This window comes from Candidatus Mycalebacterium sp., from assembly GCF_977828045.1.
Genome location: NZ_CDWCUL010000010.1, coordinates 26,510 through 46,326, shown reverse-complemented (window position 1 = coordinate 46,326; position 19,817 = coordinate 26,510). Strand labels below are relative to the sequence as shown.

The 19,817-nt window shown below is 49.5% G+C and carries 15 protein-coding genes, 3 tRNA genes, 1 rRNA gene and 1 pseudogene; 12 read left to right on the top strand and 8 right to left on the bottom strand.

What is annotated here, in order from left to right; genetic code table 11:
- Positions 1-164: 164 nt before the first annotated feature.
- Positions 165-923, top strand: a complete 759-nt coding sequence (locus ACY430_RS02305) for a hypothetical protein (RefSeq protein WP_462137287.1) — start codon at positions 165-167, stop codon at positions 921-923.
- Positions 924-946: 23 nt separating this feature from the next.
- On the top strand, positions 947-1,405 hold the full coding sequence (locus ACY430_RS02300) for a hypothetical protein (protein WP_462137286.1): 459 nt from the start codon (positions 947-949) through the stop codon (positions 1,403-1,405).
- Positions 1,406-1,409: 4 nt separating this feature from the next.
- Here the strand turns inward: ACY430_RS02300 and tsaE are convergent, their stop codons facing one another.
- Positions 1,410-1,850 carry a tRNA (adenosine(37)-N6)-threonylcarbamoyltransferase complex ATPase subunit type 1 TsaE gene (gene tsaE / locus ACY430_RS02295; protein WP_462137285.1) on the bottom strand — a complete coding sequence of 147 codons (441 nt, stop codon included), beginning with the start codon at positions 1,848-1,850 and terminating at the stop codon, positions 1,410-1,412.
- 13 nt (positions 1,851-1,863) lie between these two features.
- Positions 1,864-3,423: an NAD(P)H-hydrate dehydratase gene (locus tag ACY430_RS02290; protein ID WP_462137284.1), complete on the bottom strand. Its 1,560-nt coding sequence runs from the start codon at positions 3,421-3,423 to the stop codon at positions 1,864-1,866.
- 83 nt (positions 3,424-3,506) lie between these two features.
- Here ACY430_RS02290 and ACY430_RS02285 point away from each other — a divergent pair, with 83 nt between their 5' ends.
- Positions 3,507-4,475, top strand: a complete 969-nt coding sequence (locus ACY430_RS02285; protein WP_462137283.1) for a radical SAM protein — start codon at positions 3,507-3,509, stop codon at positions 4,473-4,475.
- Between the two features lie 57 nt (positions 4,476-4,532).
- On the opposite strand, the gene cysS is transcribed toward ACY430_RS02285, so the two are convergent.
- Together cysS and ACY430_RS02275 are read right to left on the bottom strand one after the other, a co-directional pair.
- Positions 4,533-5,960 (bottom strand): cysteine--tRNA ligase, encoded by a 1,428-nt coding sequence (gene cysS, locus ACY430_RS02280; RefSeq protein ID WP_462137282.1) that lies wholly within the window; start codon positions 5,958-5,960, stop codon positions 4,533-4,535.
- A 94-nt stretch (positions 5,961-6,054) separates the two neighbouring features.
- Entirely contained in the window at positions 6,055-6,849 is a 795-nt protein-coding gene (locus ACY430_RS02275; protein ID WP_462137281.1) for an enoyl-ACP reductase FabI, read from the bottom strand.
- A 170-nt stretch (positions 6,850-7,019) separates the two neighbouring features.
- On the opposite strand from ACY430_RS02275, the gene ACY430_RS02270 reads away from it, so the two are divergent.
- The 8 genes from ACY430_RS02270 (at position 7,020) to ACY430_RS02235 (ending at position 13,814) form a co-directional block, all read left to right on the top strand.
- Complete coding sequence (locus ACY430_RS02270; RefSeq protein WP_462137280.1) at positions 7,020-7,640, top strand: hypothetical protein; 621 nt, start codon at positions 7,020-7,022, stop codon at positions 7,638-7,640.
- Positions 7,641-7,834: 194 nt separating this feature from the next.
- A 16S ribosomal RNA gene (locus ACY430_RS02265) occupies positions 7,835-9,393 on the top strand.
- 192 nt (positions 9,394-9,585) lie between these two features.
- Complete coding sequence (locus ACY430_RS02260; RefSeq protein WP_462137279.1) at positions 9,586-12,456, top strand: hypothetical protein; 2,871 nt, start codon at positions 9,586-9,588, stop codon at positions 12,454-12,456.
- Positions 12,453-12,971, top strand: a complete 519-nt coding sequence (locus tag ACY430_RS02255; RefSeq protein ID WP_462137278.1) for a 3'-5' exonuclease — start codon at positions 12,453-12,455, stop codon at positions 12,969-12,971. Before ACY430_RS02260 ends, ACY430_RS02255 begins: the two co-directional genes overlap by 4 nt.
- 67 nt (positions 12,972-13,038) lie before the next feature.
- On the top strand, positions 13,039-13,386 hold the full coding sequence (locus ACY430_RS02250; protein WP_462137277.1) for a hypothetical protein: 348 nt from the start codon (positions 13,039-13,041) through the stop codon (positions 13,384-13,386).
- Positions 13,387-13,446: 60 nt separating this feature from the next.
- A tRNA-Ile gene (locus ACY430_RS02245) sits at positions 13,447-13,521 on the top strand.
- A gap of 26 nt (positions 13,522-13,547) precedes the next feature.
- A tRNA-Ala gene (locus ACY430_RS02240) sits at positions 13,548-13,620 on the top strand.
- A 118-nt stretch (positions 13,621-13,738) separates the two neighbouring features.
- Positions 13,739-13,814: transfer RNA gene (locus tag ACY430_RS02235), tRNA-Ala, on the top strand.
- 73 nt (positions 13,815-13,887) lie between these two features.
- On the opposite strand, the pseudogene ACY430_RS02230 reads toward ACY430_RS02235, so the two are convergent.
- The 4 genes and pseudogenes from ACY430_RS02230 to rsmD form a co-directional block, all read right to left on the bottom strand.
- Positions 13,888-14,844 (bottom strand): annotated as a pseudogene (locus tag ACY430_RS02230) (ABC transporter substrate-binding protein); the annotation flags it as partial.
- Between the two features lie 2 nt (positions 14,845-14,846).
- The gene (locus ACY430_RS02225) at positions 14,847-16,043 is read right to left on the bottom strand and encodes a pyridoxal phosphate-dependent aminotransferase (RefSeq protein ID WP_462137276.1); all 1,197 of its coding nucleotides are present in this window, start codon (positions 16,041-16,043) and stop codon (positions 14,847-14,849) included.
- Positions 16,044-16,070: 27 nt separating this feature from the next.
- Complete coding sequence (gene coaD / locus ACY430_RS02220) at positions 16,071-16,556, bottom strand: pantetheine-phosphate adenylyltransferase (RefSeq protein WP_462137275.1); 486 nt, start codon at positions 16,554-16,556, stop codon at positions 16,071-16,073.
- A 13-nt stretch (positions 16,557-16,569) separates the two neighbouring features.
- Entirely contained in the window at positions 16,570-17,121 is a 552-nt protein-coding gene (gene rsmD / locus ACY430_RS02215) for a 16S rRNA (guanine(966)-N(2))-methyltransferase RsmD (RefSeq protein ID WP_462137274.1), read from the bottom strand.
- A 112-nt stretch (positions 17,122-17,233) separates the two neighbouring features.
- Here rsmD and gyrA point away from each other — a divergent pair, with 112 nt between their 5' ends.
- Positions 17,234-19,813, top strand: a complete 2,580-nt coding sequence (gene gyrA, locus ACY430_RS02210) for a DNA gyrase subunit A (protein WP_462137273.1) — start codon at positions 17,234-17,236, stop codon at positions 19,811-19,813.
- Positions 19,814-19,817: the final 4 nt, after the last annotated feature.

The window sequence follows — 19,817 nt, the reverse complement described above, 5'->3', positions numbered from 1 at the left end:
TGTTTTTTCCACCGTTTTATTAAGGCGTCTATTATAACAGCGTCAGATGGCAAGAGGGCGTATACGTTCCGTGAAAACTTTTTTTGATAACCTGAAATTGATTCTTGACTAAATAGGTTGACAATGTCAGGATTAGCCGCAATTCCCGGATGATGGAGGTTGGAGTGAGAAGAAGGCCATTCAAAAAAGCAATATTTTTCGCCGCAGTTTTTTCTCTCGCGGTTTTTTACGGCGCTAATTCCGCCGTAGCCGTGGAAAGGGATTCCTCATTTATGGATTTGAAAGACATCGGGATTGAATTTTACGGCGGATGGGAGTCAAAGGATGCGTCGGAAGGCAGGAACGGCCTTTCCAAAGGCGGCGTCTATGTGCTCGGCGCCTCAGTGGACTACAAGGGGTTCTCGGTCGCCTTTGACCACACAGGCGGCGACAAAGAGAATTTCAGCGAGATCAATCTCGGAGTGGGTTACGGATTTGAGTTTGCGGATTTTGAGTTTGGCGCATCCTACACACGTCTTGAGTTCACTCATGATGACACAAAAGATAACGAGTGGGCCGCGGAGGCTTCATATGGCGGGCTGCCATTTGTTTCCGTGTCAGTCGCATATGTTTACGCAACCGAGGCGGAGGGCTCTTTCGTGGAGATTGCGGCTTCAAGCGACATTCCCGTGTTCGGGCGCGTAACCGTGTCGCCATATGTGCTTCAGGCATTTGATTTCGGTTACATAACGAAGGAAAACGACGGGGCAAACAACTTTCAGATTGGTGTTGAAGCCGGGTTTGAAGTTAAAGAGGGAATTTCCATTCTTGGACACCTGAACCGCAGTTTCAAGCAAAAAGATATCAAAGAGGAGTTAAAGGCGGATAGCGATGTCAGAGAGGCCGGAACCTGGGGCGGAGTGTCAATCGCTTTCAAAAAATAAATTTGCCGTAAGGAGGCGGAATAATGAAATTTGTATTTTTATTGCTGGCAGTTGTTTTATCTTTTTCCACGGTTACTTCCGTTCGGGCGGATGAAGGCGGAAGCGGGCACGGGGGCGAAGACCTTATCGGCAGAATGACGGCGCTTCAGTATTTTCTGCACAAAGCCGGGCTTGCTCTGAACGAGAGCAATTTTCAACTCGCCGATTTTTATCTTCATGAAATTGAGGAGACTCTGGAAGAAGTGGAAAAAGTGAAATCCTATGACGGACATCCGGTCGGCAAAATGTCGGCGGCAATGCTGGGCGAAGTTTTCCGCAGTCTCGAAGAAGCAGTGGAAAAAGAAGACAGGCGCGTTGCCAAAAAAGCGTATGGAAAGATGGTTGAAGCGTGCAATTCGTGTCATTTGGCGACTGAACACGGTTTCATCAAGATAAGAGACAAGAGCCGGCGCAACCCTTATATGCAGAAATTTGGAGAATAACGGGTTAGCGCGCGGTGATTTTAATTTTGCGTCCGTTTATGTTTTCGCCTGAAAGTGCAATTTCAATTTTGACCGCATTCCGCGCAAGCCCGGGCGGCAGGTTTTCCGCCCATTCAACCACGGCTATGCCTTCTCCGGCGAATATGTCCGCAAAGCCGAGCCCGGCAAACTCTTCGGGCGCGGGATTTCTGTAAAGGTCAAAATGGAAAAGCGGCGTGTTCGGGAGGCGCGTTTCATAGCGGTTCATAATCACAAAAGTCGGGCTTGCAACAATTTCCTCCACGCCAAGCCCTCTCGCTATTCCTCTCGCGACAACGGTTTTTCCCGCTCCGAGACAGCCGTAGAGCAGAACCGTGTCTCCCGCCTTCAAATCCGCCGCAATTTTGCGCGCGAGATTTTCAGTTTCCTCCTCGCTTGATGTGGCAACTTTTGTTTCCGCTTTCAAAACCGCAAAAACCTCAAATGACCGTGAAAAACCGTCCGTCCGCTTTTGCGCCGTCCGCTTTTGCGATTGCGGCGAAAGCTGCGGGCAAACCTCCGGAAACCGCGCCCGCTCTGACCGCCATTCCGCCGGACTGCCCCGCCGTAGTGTCTCCGGCGAGCCCATGCGCGAAAACTCCAAGAATACAAGCGTCCCGCGCGCAATACCCTTGAGCGAGCAGTCCGCCAATAACCCCCGCGAGAACATCACCCATTCCACCCGAAGCCATTGCGGGATTGCCCGTCGGGTTGATGAAAACAGCCCCTTGCGGGCAAGCAATTACGGTTCGCGCCCCCTTTAGAACCACAAAGCAACCGGTTTGCGCCGCCAGTTCACGTGCGGAGCCGATTCTGTCCGCCTGAATGTCTGCGGTGGTTTTTCCGCAAAGCCGCGCCATCTCAGCGGGGTGGGGCGTCAACACGGTTTCGCTCCGGATTTTGTCAAATATGCCGGGATTTTCAGCCGCTATGTTCAAGCCGTCCGCGTCTATGACGATTGGGCAGGAAGCCGCCGCCACAATTTCGGATAGAAAAAACGCAGTCTGCTCCGATGTTGAGATGCCCGGACCGGTTACAAGCGCGCTTTTGCCCGAAAGTATTTCCGTTGCTTTTCCCACGGACGGCTTTCCAAAACATCCGTTCACTTCCTCAATCGACTCGCTCATTGCCTCAACAACTTTCTGTTCCGCGGATGCGTGGACGCTTTTCGGAACGCCGAGAGTTACGAGCCCGGAGCCCGCGTTAACCGCCGCTTCGGTCGCGAGAACCGCCGCGCCGGATTTCCCCACACCTCCCGCGAGAACAAGCGTATGCCCGTATGTGCCCTTGTGAGAGTCGTCCGCTCGCGGACGCAGCAGTCCGGCACAGGTTTGGTAAGTGGCGATTTCGCAGGCGATTTTCTCTTCCAAATGGGGAGGGGTTGTAATTCCCGCGACAAAAATCTCGCCTGCGTGCTCAATTCCCGGATGAACGGATATGCCCACTTTTGGAACCACGAAGGTTACGGTCGCGTCAGCCTTGATGGCTTTGCCGAGAACGGCTCCGGTGTTTGAGTCTATGCCGGACGGAACATCCACCGAAAGACACGGGCATTTTGAAGCGTTAATGAAATTTATCAATTCGGCGTCCGCAGCGCGAACTTCGGATTCAAGTCCCGTGCCGAGCAGAGCGTCAATTATGAGGTCGCATCCGGCAATTTTTGAGGTTTCTTTTCCGATTTCAACGATTGGAATTCCGCTTTTTTCCGCAGATTTCAGATTTTCAAGGGGTTGTTTGGAATATTCGGCCATTTTTTTTGAAGTGTAAACAGTAACTTCCTTTCCCTTAGCCGCCAGATGCCGCGCGGCGACAAAGCCGTCTCCGCCGTTGTTGCCGCCTCCGCAGACGATGGCTATTTTCCGGGCTTCGGGGAATTTCCTCTCCGCCGCCGAGCAAACGGCGCGCCCGGCATTTTCCATAAGCACGTTTACAGAAATCCCGTGTTCATCAACGGACGCTCTGTCTATCTCGCGTATTTCCTCTCTCGTTGCGGCTTTCATTTGCCTGATTTTAACAGGCGCGTGAGATTACACGCAAGGAGATATTGATTGAAACGGTTCCGCCCGTGTGATATTCTGCACCAATGCTTTCGATTAGAGAAGGTGCGACGGGTATAGCAAAATATGCTTATTCCAGAGTTGCCGGAAGACCCATACTCGCGAATCTTGAAGTTACAAAACTCTGTAACGCGACCTGCGATTTCTGTGATTATTGGCAGACGCGCCACGAAGTCCGGCTTGACGACTACGGCCCCGTGATACGGAAAATCAACCCGCTTGTTACGGTCGTAACCGGCGGCGAGCCGATGCTCAGGAAAGACCTTCCCGACATTTTCCGCCAAATCAAAGAGGCTTCCATTTACATCTTCACCTCAATGGTTACCAAAGGCGACCTGCTGGATATAGACAAAGCGCGCGAACTTTTTGACGCCGGAATGGATCAGATAGCCATTTCACTTGATTTTCCGGGTGAGAAGCACGACCAATACAGGGGAATCAAAGGGCTTTGGAAGCAGATTTCCGAACTTATGCCTCAAATGGCGGAAGAGTTTCCGGACAAAAGCATCATAGTGAACACGGTAATAATGGACGACAATCTGGACGAGGTTTTGAACATTGCGGACAAGGCGAGAGAGTGGGGCATCGGCATATCTTTCAGTTCGTATTCTGTGATGAAAACAAACAACGAGTCGCATTTGATTGACTCCAAACACACGGGGCGCGTTAGAGAGCTTGTTGACGAAATTATTGAAAGAAGGCGCAAATGGAAGGGGACTATTCTTTCAAGCGAATATTACTTGAATCAAATCCCGTCATATTTTGAGCGCGGCGGCGTGCCGGACTGCACGGCGGGAATTGAGCATCTGCAAATCACCCCGAGCGGACACATCAAACGGTGCAGTGAAATGCCCGTTGTAGCGCACTGGTCTGAATACGAACCGGGAATGTTTCAGCCCACAAAATGTGAAGCGTGCTGGTTTAGCTGCCGTGGCGAAACTCAAGCGCCGCAGACGATGAAACGCGCCCTTGAGTATATGGGCGTTTGGATTTAGGGTCTTCGTTTTTTTCCGTCTATCAATAAAACGGGGCTTTGCAACCTTTTTTCACGGCTATTTCTTAAAACTCCAAACCGTTCCTTCGGCTCCGTCTTCAAGAACAACGCCCTTGTCTGCGAGAAGCGTGCGGATTTCGTCCGCTCTGCTCCAGTTTTTTTCTTTTCTCGCGGCTTCTCTTTCCGCTATCAGTCCGGTGATTTCATCTTCGGATATTTCCGCGCCCGCCGTGCCTTTCATATAATCATCGGGGTTACCCGCGAGAATTCCCACGATACCCGCGAAATCCTCTATCGCGACGAGCGCAGAGGCAATCGCGCCCGAACCGGCGGGGTTTGAATCAAGTGAGCGGTTGATTTCCCTTATGAGGTCAAACAGATGACCTGTTGCTTCGGCGGAGTTAAAATCGTCAAGCATCGCGCCGAAACTTTTTTCTTTGAAGTTTTTCACCGCTTCGGAAAGTTCGGAGTCTTCGGTTTCCCCCGTTTCCGCGCCTTTTGCGCGCCCGACAGTTTTGTAGAGACGCTCAAGCGAAGACTCCGCCTCGTCCAGAGATTTCTCGGAAAAGTCCGCCGGATTGCGGTAGTGGTGAAGCAGAAAGAAAAGGCGAATTGCTTCGGGAGACCATCTTTCAAGCGCCTGTTTGACCGTGAGAAAGTTGTCCAGCGATTTGCTCATTTTTTCGCGGTTTATTTGTATCAGCCCGTTGTGCATCCAGTATTTTGCGAACCCGCCGCCCGCGGCTTCGGCCTGCGCAATTTCGTTTTCGTGATGCGGAAAAATCAAATCCTTCCCGCCGCCATGTATGTCAAAATCCATTCCGAGATATTCCATGCTCATTGCGCTGCACTCTATGTGCCAGCCGGGTCGTCCCTTTCCCCACGGGCTGTCCCAACTTGGCTCTCCGGGTTTTGCCGCTTTCCAGAGCGCGAAATCAAGCGCGTCATCTTTTTTCTCATTAAGGTCTATGCGCACTGCTTCAAGCATTGAGTCAAGAGTTCTACGAGACAGTTTTCCGTATTCGTTGGACTTCCTCACCGAGAAGAACACATCGCCTTCCGACTCGTATCCAAGACCGCTCGCGATGATTTTTTCAACAAGCGAAATTATCTGCGTCATGTGCGTTGTAACCCTCGGTTCAACATCAGGCGTGCGGACGCCGAGCGCCTCCATGTCTTCGCTGTAGTCCTTGATGTAGGTTTCGGCAATTTGCTCTGATGTCTGTCCGGCTTCGTTCGCGCGGTTGATGATTTTGTCATCAACATCGGTGTAGTTTCTCACGAAGTTGACCTCGTATCCGGCGTGAATGAAGAACCGCCGTATGACATCAAAAGACACCGCACTGCGGGCGTGTCCGAGGTGGGCGGAATCGTAAACCGTGGGCCCGCAGACATATATTCCGACCTTGCCGGGCGTCTTCGGCTCAAAAGTTTCTTTTTTCCGCGTGAGGGTGTTGTAGATTTTGATTTCGGGAAGGTTGCTCATTTCTGCACATCTGTGATTTTGAAGTTTAGACCCGCCTGTCCGTTCATAAGATACGGTGCGTAGTTCGCGAGAGGCGCAAGTATTAACGTATTTCTCATATCAAATCTTCGCCGCCGTCGACGCCGATTACGTTGCCCGTTACCCAGTCCGCTCCGCTTTGAGCGAGAAGGGCGATTGTTTTGGCAACATCTTCCGTTGTGGTCAGCCGCCCGGACGGGTTGACCCGCATGGCGTTTTCAACAAGCGCCTCGTTTCCGGGAATTTTTCTGAGCGCGGGCGTGTCCGTTACTCCCGCTCTTATTGAATTTGCGGTGATTTTTTTCGGCGCGAGTTCAACGGCAAGTTGGCGAATGTGGTGTTCAAGCGCCGCTTTTGCCGCCGAAACGGCTCCGTATGTGGGCCAGACCCTGTGGCTTCCCGAACTTGTCATCGCGAAAATTCTGCCGCCTTCGCCCATGAGTTTTCGCGTTACAACATCCTGCGACCAGTAAACAAGGCTGTGCGCCATCACATCAAGTGTCATATCCATGTTTTTGTTTGTGAGCATTTCTTCCGGCTTTTCTGAAACGTAGTGTTTGAGGGTTCCGAACGCGAGCGAGTGCATAAGAACCTTTACCGCCCCCTCCGCGCCGCGCTGCCCGGCAATAGAGTCCAGAACCTCCGCGCGCTTTTCCGCATCCGCTGCGTTAACATTGAAAAACAGCGCTTTGACCCCTTCAGATTCAATACTGCTTTTAATCTTTTCCACGTTTTCCAACCCGGCTTTCCTATCCAAATGGACTCCGCAGATGTTCATTCCGTTTTTCGCGAGCTCAACCGCCGCCGCCTGCCCGAAACCGCTTGAAGCGCCTAAAATGAGAGCCCATTTCCCTTGAGTGTCTTTTGTCATGTGAACCGCCTTAAATGAAATTTGAGAGCCGCGTAAGCACGCCGCTTTTTCTCAATATATATTCACAGTAATGAAGGGGAAATTCAAATTGCGCGGTTTTGAAACTTTATTGACAAAACTCCGCGCTTGTCTGTAAAATGAAGGGAGTTCCACAGGAGGGAGGATTGTAAATGAAAAAGTCTTTATTTTTCGCGCTTGTTATAGCGCTTGTTCTGTCTTTTAGCCCGAGTGTCAAAGCGGGGGCTATGGACGAAGATGGCACAATGATGTCCACGTATATGTCGGATGGCAACAAAGAATTTGTTCTTAAAAGCGGCTACTACTACCAGAAGGCGCAGATGACTGGGCCTGATGCGACTGAGCATGGGTTGTCCATTGGTTTTGAATTGTCGCGTTTTATTGGCGATGCCAACAACCTTTTCGGTTTGAATTTTCTCTCAAGCTTAAGGTTTGAGCCGGATTTCATGATTGGTTTTGTTGATGTGGCGGATCACACTCTCAACCATTTCTCTGCGCCGGTTTTTGTGCAGTTTGATTTCCCCATGGAGACAACCCCGATGGAATTTTCGGCGGGAGTGGGAACGGGTCTGTTGGTTTACGACCTCGGAGATCAGATTTCCAGAGAAGGATTTCTGCCGGTGATTGGCAAACTTTCCCTTGACTATGTCAAACGCGGCGGTTTGAAAATGGGTATGGCGGTAAAAGGGCATTACGTTATTAACCGTTCTGAAGGCCCCGTTAGCAGATTGTGGGGACTGTCTGGCGTTGCTAGAATTTCCTTTGTGTTCTGATAAACACGCCAATTTTTCATATTGAAAAAGCGCCGGATTTTTTGTCCGGCGCTTTTTTTTGTTGCAGTATTGACAAGCCAACGGGGCTTCGTTACTTTAACAATCCCGCGACATTTTGTGTCGCAAGTTCTTTGAAAACTGAATAGCACGCAGACAGCGGACAAACGCAGAGTCGTTTCCAGACGATTACAATTTTTAGGAAGAGTTTGATTCTGGCTCAGAGCGAACGCTGGCGGCACGCTTTACACATGCAAGTCGAGCGAGAAAGCGACTTCGGTCGCAAGTACAGCGGCGGACGGGTGCGTACAACGTGGATAACCTGCCTTAAGGTCCGGAACAACCTTGGGAAACCAAGGCTAATGCCGGATATGACCACGATGTCTGAGGACAACGGGGTAAAAGATGGCCTTTTTGGTTGTCACCTTTTGAGGGGTCCACGTCCTATCAGGTTGTTGGTGGGGTAAAAGCCTACCAAGCCAAAGACGGGTAGCCGGCCTTAGCGGGTGATCGGCCACACGGGGACTGAGACACGGCCCCGACTCCTACGGGAGGCAGCAGTGGGGAATATTGGGCAATGGGCGAAAGCCTGACCCAGCGATGCCGCGTGAGGGAAGAAGGCCTTCGGGTTGTAAACCTATGTCAAGAGGGAAGAAGGGTCTGTAAATTAACCTTACAGGCTTGACTGTACCTCCAGAGGAAGCCCCGGCTAACTCCGTGCCAGCAGCCGCGGTAATACGGAGGGGGCAAGCGTTGCTCGGAATTACTGGGCGTAAAGAGTTCGTAGGTGGTCTTGCAAGTTGGATGTGAAAGCCCGGGGCTTAACCCCGGAATTGCATCCAAAACTGCTTGACTTGAGTCCAAGAGAGGTTGGCGGAATTCCCGGTGTAGCGGTGAAATGCGTAGATATCGGGAGGAACACCAGTGAGCGAAGGCAGCCAACTGGCTTGGTACTGACACTGAGGAACGAAAGCGTGGGGAGCAAACCGGATTAGATACCCGGGTAGTCCACGCCCTAAACGATGGATGCTAGATGAAGGGGATTTTCCTCTTTGTCGTAGTTAACGCGTTAAGCATCCCGCCTGGGGAGTACGGTCGCAAGGCTGAAACTCAAAGAAATTGGCGGGGGTCCGCACAAGCGGTGGAGCATGTGGTTTAATTCGATGATAAGCGAAGAACCTTACCAAGGCTTGACATGCTATCTTAGGCTGGTGTGAAAGCATCAGTTACGTCGGGCTTGCCTGGCGGATTTAGCACAGGTGCTGCATGGCTGTCGTCAGCTCGTGCCGTGAGGTGTCCGGTTAAGTCCGGTAACGAGCGCAACCCCTATCTTTAGTTGCCAGCGCTTCGGGCGGGGACTCTAAAGAGACTGTCGGTGACAAATCGGAGGAAGGCGGGGATGACGTCAAGTCAGCATGGCCCTTACGCTTTGGGCTACACACATGCTACAATGGCCGATACAACAGGTTGCTAACCCGTGAGGGGGAGCCAATCCTCTAAAGTCGGTCTCAGTTCGGATTGCAGGTTGAAACTCACCTGCATGAAGTTGGAATCGCTAGTAATCGCGGATCAGCAATGCCGCGGTGAATACGTTCCCGGACCTTGCACACACCGCCCGTCACACCACGAAAGTTGGTTCTACCCGAAGTAGCTGTGCTTAACCTTCGGGAGGCAGGCTCCTAAGGTAGGGCCAGTAATTGGGGTGAAGTCGTAACAAGGTAGCCGTAGGGGAACCTGCGGCTGGATCACCTCCTTACTCACGGAGTAAATTTTTACTCACAAAGAGTAAACAACAAGAAAACGAAACTAAATCGTTTGAACGAAACGGTTTTGTAGTCTGTCTGTCGGCGTGCTTTTCAGTTTTACAAAGGGCTTTTGTGTTTGGTTTTTTGTGTTCTGTTTGTTGATTTTCAACAAAATTCTGCGGTTGGTCAGAAAGGAGTAACGGATGCCAAAAAACGAAATAAAGAAAATTGATTTTCAATTTCTACCAGACCATCAAGTAAGTTCGGCTTCTAGAGAGTTCTGGAAACCGAAATATGAAATCTATCTTTCCACAGAAATTTCCAGCTGCCTCTTAGGAGAGAACAAGTCAGAAGGGAAGGGGTCTGATTTTCACGGAAAGATATGGATGAGGTTAGGAAACCTTATGTCTCATGGAAATACTCTTTCCAATATCAAAGGTATAAAGGGAGAAAATAAGGGATGGCTACGCATTCCGCTAGGTGGTAGCGGAGGTAATCAGTATTATCTCTGGTTTGCAAAGCAAGGTGCTCCATGTGTGGAATCCACCGGACTTCCTAAAGATGCCATTTTAATACAGTCAATACGGCACCATGCTGAGAATGATAAGTTGCTTGTTCCTGACCCATTAGAAGATTGTTTGCCAATAAAGCAGGAATACATTAAAGGTTGTTTTGACCATTGGACAGAACAACAAAAAAAATTCTTCAGCCTTTCTGGAACGGAGAGTCCTATTCGGTTTCTCAACGGAAATCCTGGTTCTGGCAAAACTGCTACTTTGCATGAATGTGTCGAGCGTGGAATTGCCCCACATGGTGGTCGTGTGCTCTATCTTACTTGGTCTTCAGGCTTGGTGTCTCATGCGGAAAAGCAATTCGAAACATTTGCCCCAAAGAATGTTGAAGTTATATGTAAAAGTTTTCGGGAGTTTCTTGGTGATGTAACTGGCAAAGATCTTGAGGGGGATAAAAGACAGGGAAGAATAGAGTTTGACAGACAATTTGACAGGCGAATACAGACCATCAAAGAGAAATACAGAGATTTATTTTTCTCTCAAATTCATTCTGTTCTTGTGGGAGAGGCATTTCCTGGAGATGAAAAAACATGTCTCGAAAGTGGCAAGATTGCTCATATCAAATATGAAGAATACAAATCAAACGAAATTTTAAAAAAAAGCACCGTGAGAAAGGAGTTTCTTGATGTTTTTGATAGTTGGAAGAATGAGGACGGATTGCTTGAAAAAATGTTTCCCGAATCTGCTTTGGCAACGGAAGCGGTAATAAGCCTCCAAAAGAAAGGAATTCCAAAGGGATATGATGATTTTGACCGTGTTGTTATAGATGAGGTGCAGGATTTAACTTTGCTTGATATGGCAGTTGTTGTGGAATTCTGCAAGGCTTTAGATACAAAAAGAGATTATATTCCCTCCATCATTGTTGCTGGAGATGAAAGTCAGACTGTTTGGCATTCCGGTTTTGATTGGGACAAGTTGAGCAATCTTTTCTCTTCTCACCTGAAACATGACCCGGAAAAGGTCAATCTTCAGCACAATCTTCGTTCCCCAAAAAAGATAGTTGACCTCATAGAGGGAGTTGCTGGACTATATAAAGACTTGGATAAAAAATTGCGTCCGGGGGACAGACAACACAATATGAAGGGTGAGTCTGTTAACGGAAAGATTTTCTACCTTCAGGTAGAAGACGAAGAACCAAAAAAATTATTGAACCAACTTCAAGAGAGGGACGGGATTAAGATTGTATCAGCACAGGATGAGGTTCCTGAGTGGTGTTCGGAAAATACAATTCTGACTCCGTCCGAAGCCAAAGGTTTGGAATACCAGACTGTGTGCGTTCTCAATCCCGGCCAATCCTTACATGAATTGAAAAAGTTGAGGGAAAGTAAAAGTAAAGACCCTGCGGATTATTTAAGGGCGCGAATACTAATGGATAATCTTCGTGTTGCGCTCAGCAGATCAACAGAGTCCATAATCTTTATGGATGTTGAAAGCACTAACGAAGAGAGGGATGAAAGTATTGCAATTCTTTCGCAGACTGCTGGGTTTTCAATTGTTTTCTCTACCACGGAAGAACTATTGGAAGAGTTTTCGGAAGAAGATAAAACAGTAGAAGAGAAGGTCAGGGAATTAATGGCAGAGGCTAACAATCTATACCAACAAAATAACGAGAAATCGCTGGAAAAAGCAGGCAAAGCATTTGCCCTTTTAGGGAATCAAGACCTGCCTGAAGGGGTTTCCGATAGTGACTTACGCAAGAACGTGAGTATAGAACTTCTTCGTGGAATGACTACAGGGCTTGTCTCGGAAGAAGGAAAGCGTGAAGGTTTTTATTTAAGAGGAAAAGAAGTTTTGAAAGAACTTGGCTTGCCAAAATATGAGAAGTTTTTTGAAAGTTTTTATCAGTGGTCTGAAAAACAGTCGGAAAAATTGTTACCTGATTTTCTCGAATCGGCAGTTTCCATTAAGGAAGATTGGCTGAAGGATTCTCTGAGCGCAGTGCAACAAGATTTAAGAAAATCCATAGATAACTGTTCAAAACAAAAAGAAATGGCGTGGCAGTTTTCTGGAAATGTTGATCAATGGCTTGAACTTACAGGTTTTATAGGGGACAGCAAAAAGGAATCAATGGAGTTGAAAAGAACAGCTGTTGATACTCTTCTGGATTCAGGAGATTTGGAAAATGCGGATAGAGTTCTATCAGTGATTGAACCAACGGATTATTGGAGAACAGGCAAAATCAGAGAAGAACAAAAGCGTTGGGAAGAAGCGGCGGAAGCATTTGAAAGTGCAGGGACAGATTATAATAAAGATGCTTTTCGGAACTGGAGAACAGCAGGGAAATGGAAAGATGCGGCACGTTTGGCGGAAGGAGAAGATAAAGACGATATGAAATGGTTTGTTCAATTGGAGCAAGTTGCCAATCAGAGGGTTGAAATTTTTGGCAGGATGACTCCAAAGGACAGGGAGTATGTTGCTAAAATGGTGAGAATAAACCAGCCCAACTTGCACACAGCAAAGAGCAAAACCAAGAAGAATAAAAAATCACATAAAAACAAATGAGCGATTTCGTTGCCATAGACGTTGAAACCGCCAACCGTAGCCGTGGCAGTATCTGCCAAATCGGCATTGTTGAGGTTCGCAACGGCATTTTTGCGGACGAGTGGTCAACGCTTGTAAACCCCGAAGAGCATTTTGAAGAAGGCAATATAAGAATTCACGGCATTTACCCTGAAGATGTGGCAAACGCGCCGACCTTTGCGGACATTTCCGAAACTCTCCGTTCTAAACTTCAAAACCGCATTGTAATAAGCCACACATTTTTTGACCTTGAGGCAGTCAGACAAGCAAAAAGCAGATACGGAATTTCGGGTATAGGTGCCAAAAAGTGGCTGGACAGCAGGCGTTTCGCATACAGAGCGTTTAACTTACAAAACGGCGCGGCGCTCAAAACTCTCTGCAACGAACTCGACATTTCTTTCAACCACCACGAAGCGCTTTCAGACGCGAAGGCGTGCGCGCAAGTTGTTCTCAAAGCGTGCGAACGCGGCGGCTTTGCCGTTGCCGATTTTGCGTAATTTCTTTTCCGGTACCAAAAAATCTTATTCGTTCAGGGCGGTGTTTTTTATAGAATAGTTCTCTGTAATGATTCAAAAAAGCAAAACCTGTTTCCGTTCGGATGGTGAGCCGCTTACTGAATACGGTTCACGAAGCGAGGCGCAAGAGGGCGCGGATTACGCGAAATCCAATTTTGGCAATGAGGACTTGGTTCCGTATTCCTGCGAAACCTGCGGTTATTTTCATATTGGTCCAAAAGACCGCGCGCCGAACAGGACTTGCGAGGCATGCACAAGTTCAGAAGGCGTAACCAAGGATATCTACGAAACCGAGCGGGATGCCGGACGTATGGTCAAAATGAAGAGTAAAAGAGGGGTGATATTGAAAACATATGAGTGTCCGGTGGGCAACGGATGGCATTTGACCAAAAAATAGGCTCAAACGCCGTTATTTTGACACTCTCACGGATTGTTTATACACTTTCCGCTTTGCTGAGGGCCCATAGCTCAGCCTGGTTAGAGCGCACCCCTGATAAGGGTGAGGTCGATGGTTCAAATCCATCTGGGCCCATGAAAAATTGGAAGTTTCGTAAGTAAGGGGCCGTAGCTCAGTTGGGAGAGCGCCGGCTTTGCAAGCCGGAGGTCGGCGGTTCGAACCCGCTCGGCTCCACGCACTAATTAGATAGTGAATTGTACTGTGCGGGGTGGTTTTATGCCGCGCCCGAACGGGAACTCAAAGTAAATATGTTTGCTTTTCGTTCCACGCCTTAGATAGATTTCGTGAGCAAGGGGCCGTAGCTCAGCTGGGAGAGCGCATCAATGGCATTGATGAGGTCGGCGGTTCGAACCCGCTCGGCTCCACCACAACCCTTTTTCTGTCTTTCCATTTTGTAATGACCATTTTGTGCCCGGACTGTTTGCCGTCCGCATCCATTTTGAACCTTCCGTAGAAGGTCGTAAAGTCCAGTTTTCGCGCAGTTTCGCGCAAGATTTTGTCGTCCGCGCTTTTGCTTTCAAGAGCGCATTTCTGAAAAACCAGACCGATGTTGAACGCCTGCGCCGCCGGATAGTCAGGCCTGCGCCCGTATTCTTTTTCAAACATCTCCGCGAACTCAAGAGATGACGGACCAAAGTCCGGTTCCGGCGCGAACGGGTTGTTTTCCTCCCACTGGCTTACGGAAAAAACTTCTTCGCTTTTTACCCCGAACCGCTCAAAAAAATCGTCCACGCCTGCGGCGACAAAACACAAAAACTCCGGTCTGCCGCGCTCGTCCAAAATCCTTTCCGCGAGCGCAAAATCGTCATCCATTCCGCCCGCCGAAAGAACGGGCGCTCCACACGCAATCAGTTCCCGCGCGATTTTGCCGAAATCCACCGACCCCGAAACATATTCAAATCTGCGAACGGCGAGTTTAAGTTTCCGCGCACGCGCTTCCGCTCCGTCCGCGACCGCTTTTGAAAAACCGCTGCCGGTTGGATTCGCTATCGCAACGGCTTTTACTCCGCCGCCCGCGAGCATATCAACGATCGGAACAAAGTACCGGCTTGCGGGCGTTATCGCGCTCACTGTGTTTTCATAATCGCTGATTTCATCCGTTGCGCCGCCGTGATTCCACAGGGTTTTTCCTTTTTCCGCCGCTCTCTGCGCGGCGGAAAGCGCAAGACTGCTTGAATACGGACCGAAGACCGCGTGGACGGTTTTGTCTGAACAGAATTTTTCCGTTATGGCGGATGTTTTTTCTTCGGAACTTTCGTCATCTTCAATGACAAGTTCCACATGTTCGCCGGCCGATTCCATGTATCGCGCCCAAAGGGTTATGCCGTTACGGGCTTTTTTTCCAAGCGGCGCGAATTTTCCGGTCAAACTCAAAGGCGTGGCGATTTTGAGAGACACTTTTAAGAGAGAAGGGAAAGGGTGTTTTCCACTCTGTTCATTCCCTCTTCAATGTTTTCCATTGATGTTGCGTAGGAGATTCTGATGTGGTTTTCCATTCCGAACTCTATGCCGGGAACAACCGCCACTTTCGCTTGGTTCAGCAGAAAATCTGTAAAATCCATACTGTTTTCCATTTCCCTGTCGCCGAATTTCACGCCGATGAATTTTTCAATGGAAGGGAAAATATAGAATGCCCCCTGAGGGTCAAGGCACTCAAAACCTATCTCCCTAACCCTTGAGACGATGAAGTCTTTTCTGCGCTCAAATTCTTCGGCACGCCGTTCCACGACTTCTTGTCCGCCCGAAAGCGCTTCAACCGCCGCCATTTGCGCCATTGACGGAGGGTTTGAAGTGCACTGCCCCTGTATGCGTGACATCGCCGAGATAATGTTTTTGCCGCCCGCCGCGTATCCGATTCGCCACCCCGTCATGGAGTAGGTTTTGGACACGCCATTTACCAGAATGGAGTTCTCTCTGACTTCCTCTCCCAGAGACGCAACCGGTGTGTGGGTTATTCCGCCGTAAAGAATTTTGTCATAAATCTCGTCTGAAATGATGAAAATTCCGTCTTCCATCGCTGTGTCCGCAAGCGCTTTAAGTTCATTTTCGTCATAAGTGGAGCCCGTGGGATTTGACGGATAGTTCAAAATCAGCGCACGGGTTTTGCGCGAGATTCTCTTTTTCAGCATGGCGGGTGTGAGTTTGAAGCCATCTTTGAGGGTTGTTTCCGCGATAACGGCTTGCGCCCCCGCAAGCGCGATTTGCGCCGGATATGAAACCCAGTAGGGAGAGGGGACAATCACCTCGTCTCCGGGGTTGAGAACCGCCTGCGCTATGTTGTAAAGCGTGTGCTTCGCGCCACACGAGACCATAACTTCGTCCTGCGCGTATTCAATTCCATAATCTTCTTTTATTCTCGCAGTTATTGCGTTTTTGAGTTCCGGTATTCCGCCGACCGGCGTGTATTTTGTGAACCCGTTTTGTATGGACTCAATGCCCGCTTCCTTTATGTCCGAGGGTGTGTCAAAGTCCGGCTCTCCCGCGCCGAACCCGATGACGTCCACCCCTTCGGCTCTGAGCTCTTTGACCTTCGCCGTAATTGCCAGAGTCGCGGACTGTTTTATATTCGTTGCTCTTTTGGAAATTTCCATGCTCATTTTCTTCTCCCGCTCCTCTAAAAGTGTCTATTTCCCAAGCAGTTTTTCGCGCAAGCATTTTTCCACAAAATCCGGAACCAGCCCCGCCGCCGAGCCGCCCAGAGTTACAATCTCTTTTATCAGCGATGAACTGATGTGGGAATGCTTCGCGTCCGTAACCATGAAAACAGTTTCAATTCCGGGGTTTAGCGCTTTATTCGCGGTTGCCATTCGGAGTTCGTATTCAAAATCCGAAACGCTTCTCATTCCCCGCAGAATTGTTTTCACTCCCTTTTGCGTGGCGTAGTCCATGAGCAGACCGTCAAAACCTTCCACTTTGACGTTCTTTTTGCCCTTGACCGCTTTGGTAACCATCTCCACTCGCTCTTTCGCGGAAAAAGCCGCGCTTTTTGAGATTGTTCCCGCCACCGCGACTGTCAGTTCGTCAAAAACCTCCGCGCCGCGCTCAATGATGTTTATGTGCCCCAGAGTGAGAGGGTCAAAAGATCCGGGATATATTGCCATTCTTTTCATTTCAGTTTTCCGTTCACGAGCCGGCGCGGGAAAGTATGCTGACGGTTGTTCCGCCATACTTTTTCGTCAGGCGGTTTTCCGCGCCGTTTTCGTTCTCCGCTGCCGTTCCGGTCTCATACTCTATTACAATTCTGCCGTTTTCCGATATTAACGGAGAAAAACAGTCGGTCAAATTCCTGTCGGAAACCTTTTGGAAAAGCGCATACGGCGGTGCGATGAATATGAGGTCAAACCTTTTTTCCCCCGAAAGCAGCCGTTGTGCCGCTTTGCGGTAGTCCAGGCGAATCACTTCGCACCGGTTTTCAAAACCGCACTGTTTTATGTTTTCGCAGACTATGTCCGCCACATGAGTGCTCTTTTCAACAAAAACCGCGCTGTCCGCGCCTCTGCTCAACGCTTCTATTCCCAGCGCGCCCGAGCCCGCGAAGACGTCCAGGACTCTCGCGCCTCCGATGTCGCCCAGCCGGTCAAACACCGATTTTTTAACGCGCGCTGTCATCGGGCGTACGCCTTTAGAGGCGGTTTTTATTTTCCTGCCCTTCACCGAGCCGGTTATCACTCTCATAACGGCACAAAGGATACCGAAACGGCGGCGAAGTTTGAAGGGAGGGCAATTGATTGTGCACGGCGTTTGTAATATAATGTAGGCAACTAAAACCTTTTCCGGTTTTCAAACAATGGCAGAAGACAGTTCGCGTTTCCTTCCAAGAAGCATCGAAGATGAGATGAAGGAGTCTTATCTCTCATACTCAATGAGTGTGATTGTGGGCAGGGCGTTGCCCGATGCCAGAGACGGAATGAAGCCCGTTCACCGCCGCATTCTCTACGGAATGCACGAAGCCGGAAACGCCTGGAACAGACCTTATAAAAAGTCCGCGCGAATTGTCGGCGATGTGATGGGTAAGTTTCATCCGCACGGCGATTCGGCGATTTACGATACGCTTGTGCGAATGGCGCAGGATTTTTCAATGCGCTATCCCCTTGTTGATGGTCAGGGCAATTTCGGCTCAATGGACGGCGACCCGCCTGCGGCGATGCGCTACACCGAAGTCCGGCTGGACAAAATCGCCGGCGAACTGCTGGACAATCTTGACAAAAACACCGTTGATTTCATTCCGAACTATGACGGAGGTGAGCATGAGCCGGTTGTTCTGCCTGCGCGGCTGCCCAACCTTCTGCTCAATGGTTCCGCCGGGATCGCGGTCGGAATGTCAACAAACATCCCGCCTCATAACCTTGGAGAGCTTATTGACGCGATTGTCGCCCAGATTAAAAATCCCGACATAACGATCGCGCAACTTATGGGGCATGTTTCCGGTCCGGATTTTCCGACCGGCGGGTTTATTCACGGCAGCGCGCCCATCAAACAGATATACGAAACCGGAAGAGGAATAATCAAAATCAGGGCGAAAGCCACAATAGAGAAACAGAAAAAAGGCGACAAAAACCTTGTGGTAATCAGCGAAATGCCGTATCAGGTCAACAAGGTCAAACTCATAGAGCGCATGGCGGAGCTTGTCAAAGATGAAAAAATTAAGGGCATAAGCGATATTCGCGATGAGTCCGACAGGGACGGAATCCGCCTTGTCGTGGAACTCAAAAGAGGCGAAAACGCTGAAGTCGTTCTCAATCAACTTTACAAAAACACGCAAATGGACACGTCTTTCGGCGTAATTATGCTTGCGCTGGTAGGCAATCAGCCCGAAGTCTTGAACCTGAAACAGGCGCTTGCGCAGTTCATAGACCACCGCAGGGAAGTGGTCATAAGAAGAACCCTGTTTGACCTTGAGAAAGCCGAAGCGCGCCTGCACATTCTTGAGGGGTTGAAAATTGCGTTGGACAGTATTGACGCAGTCATCAAACTCATACGCGGTTCCAAAAGCCCGAACGAAGCCAAAGACGGGCTTATTGCAAATCTTTCGCTGTCCGACATTCAGTCGCAGGCGATTCTGGACATGAGGTTGCAGAGGCTTACCGCGCTTGAAAGGGACAAAATCTTTGAGGAACGCGAAGAGCTTTTGAAAACGGTCGCGGAACTCAAAAAAATCCTCGCCAGCGAAGAGCTGATTTTCAAAATCGTCAGCGATGAACTGGTTGAACTGAAGAAAAAATACGCTGACAAAAGAAGAACGAAAATTCTTGAAAACGTTGAAGAAATTTCAATTGAAGACCTTATCTCGGACGAGGATATGGTCGTAACAATTTCGCATGAGGGTTACATAAAAACCACGCCTTTGAGCATTTACCGCAGCCAGCGGCGCGGCGGCAAGGGCAAAAAAGGAATGACCACCCGCGAGAGCGATTTCGTTGAAGACCTGTTTACGGCTTCAAGGCACAACTATGTTCTGTTTTTCACCAATCACGGCAGGTGTCACTGGCTCAAAGTTTATGAAATTCCCGAAGCGGGGCGGATCGCGCGGGGCAGGGCGATGGTGAATTTGCTCAACCTCGGCGAGGGTGAGAATGTTGCCGCGGTGCTTCCCGTGAAAAAGTTTGAGGAAGACAAATTTATTCTCATGGCGACCCGGCGCGGCGTTGTGAAGAAAACAAGTCTGATGGCGTATTCGCGTCCGCGTTCGGGCGGAATTATCGCGCTGAACATCAAAGACGGAGACGAGCTTGTCGCCGCGCGCATAACAAACGGCAACAGCGAGATTTTCCTCTCTTCCCACGACGGCAAAGCGATTCGTTTTGAAGAGGCAAAAGTCAGACCGATGGGAAGAACGGCGGCGGGAGTAAAGGGCTTCAAACTTGACCCGAAAGACCGTCTTGTCAGTCTTGAAGCGGTTGAAGACCCCGAAGCGCAGATTCTTACGGTTACGGAAAAAGGTTTCGGCAAAAGAACACGTGTTTCAAGTTACAGGCAGACAAATCGGGGCGGCAAGGGTGTAAAAACTGTTGATATAACCGAGAAAAACGGCAAAGTGGTCGGCACTTTTCAAGTAACGGATGCCACTCAACTTATTCTCATCACAACCCCCGCCGGCAAGGTCATCAGGGTCAATGTGAGTGAAATCAGAAGCACCGGACGCGTTGCGCAGGGCGTGCGGGTGGTGCGTCTTGGAGCCGGTGAAATCATCGCGGCGGCGGCAAAGGTTGTTGAAAGAGAAGATTCCGGCGAGGATTCAGACGCGCCCGAACCCGAACAGCAGGCAAACGGTTCCGTGCCTCACGAAGAGGCTGAGATTGAAGCCGTAAACGAGCAAGAGCCTGATACCGAAGACACGGACACTGAAGACTCAGACGCCGAAGAATAGCGGA